This is a genomic window from Candidatus Thermoplasmatota archaeon (assembly GCA_034660695.1).
GTDB lineage: Archaea > Thermoplasmatota > E2 > UBA202 > DSCA01 > JAYEJS01.
The window spans coordinates 22190-33005 of record JAYEJS010000083.1; the positions used below are offsets into that span (position 1 = coordinate 22190).

Sequence of the window (10816 nt, forward strand, 5' to 3'; positions counted from 1 at the left end):
ATAATATATGTTTTTTTTGTATACCTTTTAGGATGGTAGACGTTGAGGAGATTCTGGAAAACCAGTATATGGAGGGAAAAAAGATAGTAAGCATGAGCAAGACTTCACGAGAATTGCTGGGAGAGTTAAAGAAAGACTGCCCTCACGTGCCTGAAAAAGAGATTGTAAAGCTTTTCAAGTCGGTCGCTGCCGGGACGAAAATGGTCGATAGTGCCATAATTGCGGCAGCCCACAACATGGAATATAATGCTACCCACCCATCCCCAAAACACAAACCATGGATAGATATTTTCTTCACCGATACATCAAGAAAAATTATGCCTCCTGAGAAACTAATTAAAAATAAAAAATTGTATGCTGCATATCTGGAGATGATAAACCACCTGGAAAAAAAATATGATGAAGGTGAAATCCCGGACATAGCAATATTTAAGAGAAGAACAACCACATTTTTAAAAGAGCATGCTGGTGGAAAAAAATGAGGATCGACAGCCATCCAATACTTCATTTTGATAGAACACAACCAATATTTTTTTTTTACAACGGACAGAAAATAAAGGCATTCAAAGGAGAAACCATAGCATCAGCCCTTCATGCATCTGGCATAAAGAAGTTATCATGCAGTGTGAAATACAATCGCCCTAGAGGGTTCTTCTGCGGGATAGGAAAGTGTTCATCGTGCCTGATGCGCGTTAATGGAATCCCGAATGTCAGGACATGCATCGTGCCTGCAGAGAACGGCATGACCGTAGAGAGCCGGGAACAACGCAATCTACCTTCCGCCGAATTTTTAAATGGTAAAGGGAAAAGCATGGATGTCGAGATACTCGTCGTGGGAGCAGGCCCCGCAGGTGTATCGGCAGCAATAGAAGCAGGTAATCATGGCAGATCAGTTTTGCTTGTCGATGAAAATCATGTAACGGGAGGGCAGCTGATAAAACAAACGCACAAGTTTTTCGGTTCTAAAAAGGAGAGGGCTGGAACGAGAGGGATAAAGATAGCCGAGGAACTGGAGGCGGAAATAAAAGGGATGGCTGAAAAAGGCGGTATAAAAATTTTGCTTGGGACAAGTGTTTTCGGGTATTATGGAAAAAATGGAAAACATGTACTGGGAGCCGTCGATAAAATGAAAAACATATTGTATACCATAGAAACGGAAAAAGTTATTTTTGCATGTGGTGCACAGGAAAACATGCTTTCGTTTCCAGGAAATGACCTGCCGGGGGTGTACGGGGCGGGGGGCGTGCAGACATTGATGAACGTTTATGGGGTTAAACCCGGCAATAAAGTTTTGATGATCGGGGCAGGAAACGTCGGCCTCATCGTTTCATATCAGCTCTTGCAGGCAGGCATCGAAGTCGATAGGGTGGTGGAGGCATTGCCCAAAATAGGGGGCTATAGCGTGCATGCCGCAAAATTGAGGAGATGCGGCGTTCCGATATATACATCTCATTCTGTTAAGGAAGTGTACGGGGAAGAGAGAGTTGAAGGGGCAATCGTGGGAAGATTGGACGAAAAATGGAATTTTGTGAGGGGAAGTGAGGAGGACATGAAATGCGATACTGTATGCCTTGCCGTAGGATTAACGCCATCAGCCAGATTGCTCTTTCAGGCAGGCGTGAAAAGAAAATACATACCGGAAGCGGGAGGATATGTTGCAATTCATAACAATAAAATGGAAACGTCGGTAGATGGAATATATGTGGCGGGTGATTCCTCGGGTATAGAGGAAGCTTCAACCGCAATGCTCGAAGGCAAAATAGCAGGGCTGTCAGCCGCCTTTTCTCTCGGCCACGTAAAAAATGCGGAAGAACTTATGGAAGAATATGCCAAAACGCTTGATGGGATGAGAGAAGGGCCGTTTGGCAGTAAAGCAAGAAAAGCGAAGAAAAAAATTCTTCAGGAGGCTTTAAATGAAGGAATATGAAAAAACGGGTATAATTGGCCTGGAAGATTTGCAGATTCCATCGGAAGAACATCTTAAAAAAGGCATTGCAATAACAGAGTGCGTGCAGGAAATCCCATGCAATCCCTGCGTGGATGCCTGCCCCGTTGATGCCATCTCCATGGAAACAATAAATGCTCTGCCGGTCGTTGACTATGATAGGTGTACGGGGTGCGGACGATGCGTTGGTGTTTGTCCCGGACTGGCAATTTTTGTTGTGAAAACGGAAGGGGATAAAGCTTTGATAACCCTGCCATATGAATTCCTTCACGTTCCAGAGAAAGAAGAGGAGGTGGCAGCACTTGACAGAGAGGGAAAAGAAGCGGGCATGGCCGTAGTAAAGAGGGTTATAAAAAAGAAAGACAATACGTGCGTCATAACTATAGAGGTTTCAAAAAATCTTGCAATGACTGTGAGAAACATAAAAGTGGTAAAATGAAGGTTATCTGTAGATGCGAGGATATTACAGAAGAGGACATAATAAACGAGATAAAAAACGGCTGTACAACTTTAGATGAGTTGAAACATAGACTGCGTCTGGGCATGGGGCCCTGCCAGGGAAGGACATGCATTCCTCTAGCTGCACGCATTCTGGCAAGGGAAACAGGAAAAAAAGTTGAGGATATAAGATTGCAAACGAGCAGGCCACCAGTTGTTCCCATACCTCTGGGCATACTGTCAAGTGATAAAAATGATTGAGAAAGCAGACGTTGTTATAATCGGCGGCGGTGTTAACGGATGTGCTCTCGCATATGAACTTGCTTCAAAAGGTATCAATAATGTTGTTATCGAAAAAAATCATCTTGCATCTGGAGCCACCGGAAGGTGTGGTGCAGGCATAAGGCAGCAGTGGTCAACGAAAGAAAATGCAACCCTTGCAATAGAAAGTGTTAAAATTTTTGAGAGGCTAAGTGAAGAATTTGGCGAGGGTATAGGATTACGGCAGGGAGGGTATCTGATAGCAATTCATGATGAAGATGACATGAAACAGGCCGAAAAGAACGTGAAAATGCAACGTTTTCTGGGGCTGGATGTGGACATTCTGGAAGCAGATGAGATAAAGGAAGTCGTTCCGATTCTTGATGTGAAAGGAATGGATGCCATAGGTGCAACATTCTGTCCGACTGATGGGCATGCAGATCCATTCAAAACTACATATGCATATGCACGTGCCGCCACGAAAAAAGGGGCGAAAATATACAGATTCACGGAAGTGCAGGGGATTCTGACAGAAAATGGCAAAATAAAGGGAGTAAAGACGAGCAAAGGGACAATAAAAGCAGATATTGTCGTAAATGCCGCCGGTGCCTGGTCTAAAAAAATTGCCGAAATGGCTGGAGTCACCCTTCCCAATGTCCCATACAAAAAAGAAATCATGGTTACTGAAAGAATGACCCATGCATTTGATTCCATGGTTATCTCGTTCAAAGACGGCATCTACTTCAGCCAGCAGGAAGAAGGGCAGATTTTAGGAGGCATACCGCCGCCAGAAACAGTAACAGGATATGAAACAACGCCCACGCTTTCATTTCTAAGGCATATGTCCCAAACCCTTACACGGTATGTCCCGGTATTGAAACACATAAATGTCCTAAGACAGTGGACTGGATTTTATGATGTAACTCCCGATGCGCTGCCGATACTGGGCGAAGTGAAAGGATTAGAAAGATTTATTCAGTGCAATGGCTTTTCAGGCCACGGGTTTATGCTATCCCCGATGGTTGCAAAATTGCTTGCAGAACTCATAACAGGCGAAAAAACTTCTTTGCCGATAGGGAGATTGAAACTAGAAAGATTTGAAAAAATGGAATTCGAAAGGGAAAAATCGGTTGTCGGATAAAAATAAAAATTAAAAAAGGAAAAGGAGGAGTTATTTCACTCCAAGCACTAACGGGCCGAGGACAAAGCCGCTAGCTGTTCCCATTGCTCCCCCTGCTGTTACTGTTATTGTTACTTTTCCAATGCCAAAAATGAAACCGCTCTTGATGGTCTCTTCTCCCCCTACGGGAATGCTCACCGTCCCACTATTTTCTTTTCCAATGAACACTGGCCCGTCAAAAGTAATGCTCCAATCTATATCGTTTGCATCTGCTCCCCCAGTATTTGTTAGCTTAGCTGTTGCGCCAAAGCCGCCCTTGATTTCTACTATATTTATCACTGGTGCGGGTACTCCAGTACTGTCGAAGTATATATCACTATTACCGTCTCTATTATCTACCCATATAACATTTCCACCTCTTGTAAGCTCTGAAGTATGCCATCCTGCCTCTACTGTACCATCTTGATCATTTATTTTAATTGGCTCGCTCCAGGTCACTCCATTATCAGTTGAATGAGTTTCATAAAGATTTCCACTTTTAATAAAAGTGCATTGTGCAACATCTCCATAGGAAATAATACTTGGATTTGTCTCATCATCTAGAGAATTAGCGATAAGGGTTTTGACGGTAGTGCTAAATCCATCCGTTGAATGGAAACAAACAATATCTTTATTTCCTTTTTCGTTTGTCTCACATGCTATATACCCGGAACCACTTCTAACGCTGATATCCGGTCGTGAGTAACTGGCGAAAAAGCCGCCAGAGATTTCATAAGTGTACCAAATCGCATCATCATCCCATATGGTTTCTATAGGATAACTAATTATGGCCATGCTATACGTCCCTACCGAATCATTATAGAAATCACACACGGTATATCCTCTTCCTGTACTCTGGTCAATACTAGTTGAAGTAGTGCGTGAATAATTCCACTTCAGGAAAGCATCACAAACAGCGTATCCCTCTCCATACCACTTAGTTCCGTCCGTCAGGACCCATGGACACTGGGTTGCGAAATAGTTGATACTCTCATCATTTGAATCGCCTATGTAACTCATCACGCCCCAGAACTCTGGATACTCTTCCGAATTATAGCCGGCGATTGTGAAGTTGTGCCAGTCAGAAAACTCATAGTTATCTTCCCATTGCCATATTGAACCGCCGTATGTCTCCGTGTCGGTAATATCAGGCATAAGATAGACAACATTTCCAGCTTCATACTCACCTAGTGTCCAGCAAGCTACTGCACTATTTCCGACCCCCCTGTAAGCTACTGCTGGATCGGTATCATACATATCCTCAATTTGACGTTCATAGAGATTCCAAGTACTTCCCATATCTGTGGAATACGAAAATAAAATTCCACTTGTGAGTATATCTGGCTGGATGGCATACGCTGCTATAAGATTTTCTCCAGAACATAAAGCTATCGATGGAGCGACTTCATCATTAGAACTGTCTGCTATTGGTATATCTGTTCCTAGAATCGATGATACCTGTCTTGGAATACTGATTTTTTGTGCAGTTTTGCATGGCATGGGTTGTGGGTGATATTCACCTCTTTTAATAATACACTCTCCGACCGTCACATTGTCTGTACTTTTTTCTGTGAAGGATTCTGCTGCCAATGGGATACTTGCTGAAATCATCATCGCTGCTATTACCAATACCCCTATAACATATACTGCTTTTTTCATGCTCATCTTGCCTCCGAATGTAATTACTTATTCCGTATTTATAGTTTTTGTATCTATAAAAAAGTGCTCCCGTCGGGATTTTCGATCAGGCTTGCAGGTTTGCAAGCCATATATTCGAACCCGAGTCTTCGGCTTTCTTTAGAACCGTCTTTTGAAAGTGTTTCTTTGGGCTGAAGCACTTTCTTTTTAAAGAAAGGGCTCTTCGAGAGGCCGAGATGATTAGCCGGGCTACACTACGGGAGCATTACCCAGGTAATACATTTCTATTTTTATCTTTTTGGACTACCCCCTGGAAGCAACCTGCAGTATCTTCACTTTATCGCCGTCATTGAGTTTTATTGTATATGGGATTGGCTTATCGTTGACAATCAAAATGACGTCATCGGGAACAAAATTTAAGAGCGATATCAAATCTTTTCCTGTTGCCCCCTCGTCCATCTGTAATTTCTTTTTTTCTTTCGATATTAAAACTTCTATTTCCATCGATATACTAAAAAACAGTCAGCGTATTAACTTTATGTTTGCTGGGATGGCCGAGTCAGGACTAAGGCGGTAGCCTCGAGAGCTACTGGGCTTTTTGTCCGCGCAGGTTCAAACTGCAGCCTGTAAGGCAGATTGCGTTTCCGAGCAGGTTGCTTGAAAATCCTGCTCCCAGCGTCTTTTTAGTATCAAAAGACTTTAGTGGTATTGATAGCTTGCAGTCGGGTAAATGAAACAATTTTATATCTCCCCATGCTTTACTTTTAATGAAAATTCTCTTACTTCATACGGATTATATTGAATACGAGGCAAAAGAAAAGGCGGTAAAGGAAGCAGACGAAATAGAGATTAGGAAGGATAGGCTCGATGAAGCCCTTGCGGTTTTTGTCGCTGTTGAGAAAGATGATGAGGATGCAATAAATGAAACCGTAAAAAATGCGGCAGAAGAGGTGAAGCAAGTAGCAGAGAATGTCAAAGTGGATAAAATAATGCTTTATCCCTACGCTCATCTATCCTCCAATCTTTCAAGTCCCAAATCTGCAAAAGAAGCCCTCAGGAAATTAAAGGAAGAGTTAAGCAAAAGGTTTGCCGTAAAAAACACACCTTTTGGATGGTACAAGGCATTCAAAATCAGTTGCAAGGGTCATCCGATGGCGGAACTCTCCAGGGAGATTAAAGGTATCGAAAGGCATGAAGAAGAGAAAAAAATTACATCATCCTGGTTTATATTCACATCGGAAGGGGAACTCATAGAGGCCGAGAAATTTGATTTTAGCAATCACAAAGAACTCGAAAAATTTTATGAGTATGAGGCGTACGGCAACAGAAAATCTGAACGTGAGCCAGCCCATATAAAATTAATGAAAGAGCTAAATCTTGTTGATTACGAGCCCGGCTCCGACCCCGGGAATATGAGATGGTATCCGAAAGGAAAGCTGGTAAAAAAATTATTGGAAAGAAAAGTTGAGGAAATGTGTTTATCGGCTGGAGCAATGGAAGTCGAAACCCCGCTGATGTACGATGCCCAGCATCCAGCATTGAGCAAATACCTGAAAAAATTTCCCGCAAGGCAGTATAGGATAAAAGGGAACAAGGACAGAGAGCTTTTTATGAGATTTGCGGCATGCTTCGGGCAGTACCTGATGGCAAGCGACATGGTGATATCCTACAAAAACTTGCCTCTACGCATTTTTGAACTGGCAAAGTCTTTCAGGAAGGAACAGCATGGTGAGCTATCGGGAATAAAAAGATTGCGTTCTTTTACGATGCCGGACATGCATACTCTGTGCGCAGATAAAGAGCAGGCTTTGGAAGAGTTCAAAAAACAATTTTTGCTGTCGATGGAATGGACAAGACTCATAGGTCTGGAGGGAGAGGTGGCACTCAGATTTGTCAGGCCTTTTTTTGAAGAAAACAGAGAGTTTGCCATGGAAATAGCAAAAGAGGTTGGAAAGCCCATCTTAATGGAAATATGGGATAAAAGATATTTCTACTTCATAACAAAATTTGAATTCAACATGAATGACTCCGTTGGAAAATCCTTTGCGTTGTCAACCGTGCAGATAGATGTGGAAAATCCGGAGTCGTTTGACATTACATATACCGACGAAAACGGGGAAAGGAAGTATCCTCTTCTTCTCCATGCCTCGATATCCGGCGGGATAGATAGATGCATCTGTGCCCTTCTCGAGAAAGAAGCAAAAAAAATTGAGAAAGGTGGCAAGGGAATGCTGCCATTCTGGTTGTCTCCGACACAGGTTCGCCTTATTCCGGTGGGCATCGAATTTTTGGATAATTGTATTGCATTGGCAGAAAAAATAAATGGCAGAGTTGATATTGATGACAGGGATGCAAGTGTTTCCAAGAAGATAAGGGAAGCGGAAAAAGAGTGGGTACCGATAATAATTGTTTACGGGGAAAAGGAAAGGAATGGTATATACAGGCCTCGATGCCGTTTCTCATGCGAGAAAGAATTGTCATTAAAAAATCTAAATAGCATGATATCCGAAAAAATGGAAAAATATCCGTTACAGCCACTTTCCCTTCCAGCATTGTTTAGCAAAAGGCCGAGCTTTAGATAATCTGCAATCATCTGGGCTTATTCACAAACCATAACAATATGAGGGATATGCCAAATATTACAAGCAAAATAGGTATTATCGCCTCCATGAGCGTGAGCAGGAAGCCGGATGTTTTCGCTTTACCCGCCATTTCCTCTACTGATTGCTCTGTCATCCAGTAATGTAAATCCCCTACCTTTACCTTGTTTCCGGACAGCTGTTCAACCTGTTTTTTCTGTTGTTCCGCAGCTTTTACGTTATCCAGCAGGTTTGCAGAGGATATATCTACCTGTGTGGCAGGAACTGTTTTTCCGGAAAGCTGTATCAGTTCAGAAGATTGTTTTCCTTCCTTTACAAGTTCCTTGACCATATCATCAGTAAATGAAAGGGTCAGTGTATATGCCTTTACCCATATAGGGCTGCTTATCCCGAATAAATAGTTGAGAATATCTACTTTCTTCTCGGATTGCTTCTCCATATCAATTATCAAACCACTATTGGGCTCGACCCAGTACTTTGTCGTGGTGGTATATATGACGTTCTGGTTTATGCCCGGCGTCGGGTCAAACACTTTTCTCATCTCTTGCGTTTCATAGAGATATGTATGAATGCCTTCATGGTCTTCTTCCCTCATGAAGTCGACCGGCGATGGTGCTCCTATCTCGGAATTCCACATGGAATAATCTCTTTTGTCTACACCTGGGGGAAATGTATACAGACCTTCTCTCCTCGTATCTCCATAATTTTGTGCCTCCCCACCGGTATCTGCATATACGCCATGAATTGAAAGGCTGCAGCCTTCCGGTACTTTTTCACCGGTGCTTGAATCATATGTGGTCGTATTATCCTCCAGTAGGATGACCTTTTTTCCTTCTTCATCGTAGCAGGTGTCCGTGACCTTGACATTTCTGACCATATCTATATCTTTACTTCCCTGGGAAATAATCCATAATTTTCCCTCCATCTCCACTTTTGCATTTGTGTTTTCGGGAATTGTGTGGAGGTCTGGGAACTGGGCATTGACCGTTCCTTCCTTCCTTGCATTGACAATAGAACCTGTGGAAGGTTCCACCCAGTATGTCGTGTTGCCCGTGTAGAGGAGGTTTACATGGCGGTCACTCATCCCGTCTATATCCTGTATGCCAATTGGACAGTTGTCGGTTCTTATGACATACCTGTAGGTATCCAGCCCCGCTATGTTCTCCTCGCCTTCAAAGTACGCTGTTGATGCGTTTTTGGTATCAGAATCCCATAGTACATAATCTCTTTTTTCAACACCGATGGGGAAAGTGAGAAGTCCCCGTTTGTCACTGAACATACGGTCGTATTCCATCGTGTACGGGTTGACACCATCGATACCTTTTCTCTGCAATTCATCTGGAAGCATACGCCCTGTTTCATTCTTGGCAATCACTTCGTTCCCTACCAGGTACATACTGTCCGTCGATGCATCTTCCACCCATATGTGATTTGTTATAACTGCATTGTATCTGTCATACCAATCGTTTTCTCCGACCTTTGACATGTTGAAAATCGATATATTGCCTGTCAGTTCTGCAGTGATATTCAGATCCGACGGAAGTTTGTGAAGATCCGGAAACTCGAGATATTGAATAACGCGCTTGTCATAGTCAATTATCGTACCCGTTTTTATATCTGCCCAGACGGTTTGATCACCGCTGTAGTAAAGTTTAGCTTCAGGGGGTGTTCCTTCCGGTCCTGGGCCAATATATATTTCATCCTGGTGACCGGCGTATCCATATGTCTTTACACCCGCTATCTTTTTCTCACCGATATAATAAGCTATGCCAGTTGCATCATCGGTATCAACATATCCCTGCTTGTATATGTCATCCATGTCTGTATTCCAAACAAGATATTCCTCTCCCTTCTTCACTCCAAGCGGGAATATCCACTGGCCAATTCTCTCTGTATCCCCATAGCCCGGAACATTCCTCGAGGTATATGGGTCTATACCATATACCTTAGTCATCTTCAGGTCAGGTATATCTTTCCCTGTACTTTTATCTTTGACGGATATATCCTCCCTTACCAAAAGTATGTTTCCTTCCTTTTTCATGGCGTTTATTTCCCTCTTTATTTCTATGTTCTTGTAGTCCATTTTCAGGGTTGTACTGTTAAACATTCCAAATTTTCCCTCGTAGTACACTGTCTCGTGCAAGTTATCTGGGATTTTTTTCATGGAGGGTGTTAAAACAAACGAAAGTGATGGGGCAACTATGAAAAATACAAGTCCCAAAACGACCATTATATTCCTTTTTCCTCTCATCCATTTCACCTAATAACTAGCAAATATCCAATTTTTGTATAAGTAAGTTTCGGGTTTTGCAATTCTAATCCAAAAAGACAGACGCCCCGGCCGAGATTTTCACGTATGCCGAAGCAATCGGCATGGCTTTGAACTCGGGTCGCGAGCTTTCTATAAACCTCTTTAGGGATGAAACACCTTTTCTAAAGGGATTCTCGACAGGCTCGCATGATAACCGCTACACTACCGGGGCTCAGAATAGGTATAACATTTTTCTTAATAATATTTTCCTTTTGATGTTTTACTAAAAAGTCCGGGAATGGGGAGGTTGGGAGGCGAAAAATGAAAATAAAAATTTCATTTTATCCCATCCCCGGTTTTTGTGGATACGTATTCCACTATAAAAAATTTATGGTAGCAGGATGTTCCTCAGAATGGGTAACATCATAGATTTTTGAAGCAATATCTCAGCAACCTCTCTCAATTTTCAACCAATTTAAAGTCAGCTTTCTGATCGTCGGGATCAAAGTGCGATTTGATATGCA

General features: G+C 42.6%; 9 protein-coding genes and 3 tRNA genes. 7 read left to right on the top strand and 5 right to left on the bottom strand.

What is annotated here, in order from left to right:
• Positions 1 to 32 precede the first annotated feature (32 nt).
• From U9O96_04275 to U9O96_04295, 5 genes are read left to right on the top strand one after another with little or no spacing between them, the layout of a single operon-like run.
• Positions 33 to 482 carry a hypothetical protein gene (locus U9O96_04275; GenBank protein ID MEA2054318.1) on the top strand — a complete coding sequence of 150 codons (450 nt, stop codon included), beginning with the start codon at positions 33 to 35 and terminating at the stop codon, positions 480 to 482.
• The gene (locus tag U9O96_04280) at positions 479 to 1927 is read left to right on the top strand and encodes an FAD-dependent oxidoreductase (protein MEA2054319.1); all 1449 of its coding nucleotides are present in this window, start codon (positions 479 to 481) and stop codon (positions 1925 to 1927) included. The genes U9O96_04275 and U9O96_04280 overlap by 4 nt, the downstream gene beginning before the upstream one ends.
• Positions 1914 to 2384 carry a 4Fe-4S binding protein gene (locus tag U9O96_04285; GenBank protein MEA2054320.1) on the top strand — a complete coding sequence of 157 codons (471 nt, stop codon included), beginning with the start codon at positions 1914 to 1916 and terminating at the stop codon, positions 2382 to 2384. Before U9O96_04280 ends, U9O96_04285 begins: the two co-directional genes overlap by 14 nt.
• A complete protein-coding gene (locus tag U9O96_04290) occupies positions 2381 to 2644 on the top strand; it encodes a (2Fe-2S)-binding protein (protein MEA2054321.1) in 264 nt (87 codons plus the stop codon). Before U9O96_04285 ends, U9O96_04290 begins: the two co-directional genes overlap by 4 nt.
• Positions 2637 to 3785, top strand: coding sequence for an FAD-binding oxidoreductase (locus U9O96_04295; protein ID MEA2054322.1), 1149 nt, complete (start codon positions 2637 to 2639; stop codon positions 3783 to 3785). Before U9O96_04290 ends, U9O96_04295 begins: the two co-directional genes overlap by 8 nt.
• Before the next feature lie 30 nt (positions 3786 to 3815).
• On the opposite strand, the gene U9O96_04300 is transcribed toward U9O96_04295, so the two are convergent.
• The 3 genes from U9O96_04300 to U9O96_04310 form a co-directional block, all read right to left on the bottom strand.
• Positions 3816 to 5468: a hypothetical protein gene (locus tag U9O96_04300; GenBank protein MEA2054323.1), complete on the bottom strand. Its 1653-nt coding sequence runs from the start codon at positions 5466 to 5468 to the stop codon at positions 3816 to 3818.
• 58 nt (positions 5469 to 5526) lie between these two features.
• Positions 5527 to 5705, bottom strand: a tRNA-Glu gene (locus U9O96_04305).
• Between the two features lie 39 nt (positions 5706 to 5744).
• Positions 5745 to 5945 carry a MoaD/ThiS family protein gene (locus U9O96_04310; protein MEA2054324.1) on the bottom strand — a complete coding sequence of 67 codons (201 nt, stop codon included), beginning with the start codon at positions 5943 to 5945 and terminating at the stop codon, positions 5745 to 5747.
• 40 nt (positions 5946 to 5985) lie between these two features.
• Between U9O96_04310 and U9O96_04315 the strand changes: the two genes are divergently transcribed.
• A tRNA-Ser gene (locus tag U9O96_04315) sits at positions 5986 to 6119 on the top strand.
• Positions 6120 to 6208: 89 nt separating this feature from the next.
• Positions 6209 to 8023 carry a threonine--tRNA ligase gene (locus U9O96_04320; protein ID MEA2054325.1) on the top strand — a complete coding sequence of 605 codons (1815 nt, stop codon included), beginning with the start codon at positions 6209 to 6211 and terminating at the stop codon, positions 8021 to 8023.
• Positions 8024 to 8030: 7 nt separating this feature from the next.
• Here U9O96_04320 and U9O96_04325 read toward each other — a convergent pair whose 3' ends face one another.
• The gene (locus U9O96_04325) at positions 8031 to 10292 is read right to left on the bottom strand and encodes a porin PorA family protein (protein MEA2054326.1); all 2262 of its coding nucleotides are present in this window, start codon (positions 10290 to 10292) and stop codon (positions 8031 to 8033) included.
• A gap of 82 nt (positions 10293 to 10374) precedes the next feature.
• Positions 10375 to 10524, bottom strand: a tRNA-Asp gene (locus tag U9O96_04330).
• Between the last annotated feature and the right edge of the window lie 292 nt (positions 10525 to 10816).

Excerpts from the sequence above, each read along its gene's own strand:
- U9O96_04275 (MEA2054318.1), top strand. The coding sequence starts at position 33 with ATGGTAGACGTTGAGGAGATTCTGGAAAACCAGTATATGGAGGGAAAA.
- U9O96_04285 (MEA2054320.1), top strand. The coding sequence starts at position 1,914 with ATGAAGGAATATGAAAAAACGGGTATAATTGGCCTGGAAGATTTGCAG.
- U9O96_04295 (MEA2054322.1), top strand. The coding sequence starts at position 2,637 with ATGATTGAGAAAGCAGACGTTGTTATAATCGGCGGCGGTGTTAACGGA.
- U9O96_04325 (MEA2054326.1), bottom strand. The coding sequence starts at position 10,292 with ATGAGAGGAAAAAGGAATATAATGGTCGTTTTGGGACTTGTATTTTTC.
- U9O96_04290 (MEA2054321.1), top strand. The coding sequence starts at position 2,381 with ATGAAGGTTATCTGTAGATGCGAGGATATTACAGAAGAGGACATAATA.
- U9O96_04280 (MEA2054319.1), top strand. The coding sequence starts at position 479 with ATGAGGATCGACAGCCATCCAATACTTCATTTTGATAGAACACAACCA.
- U9O96_04320 (MEA2054325.1), top strand. The coding sequence starts at position 6,209 with ATGAAAATTCTCTTACTTCATACGGATTATATTGAATACGAGGCAAAA.
- U9O96_04300 (MEA2054323.1), bottom strand. The coding sequence starts at position 5,468 with ATGAGCATGAAAAAAGCAGTATATGTTATAGGGGTATTGGTAATAGCA.
- U9O96_04310 (MEA2054324.1), bottom strand. The coding sequence starts at position 5,945 with ATGGAAATAGAAGTTTTAATATCGAAAGAAAAAAAGAAATTACAGATG.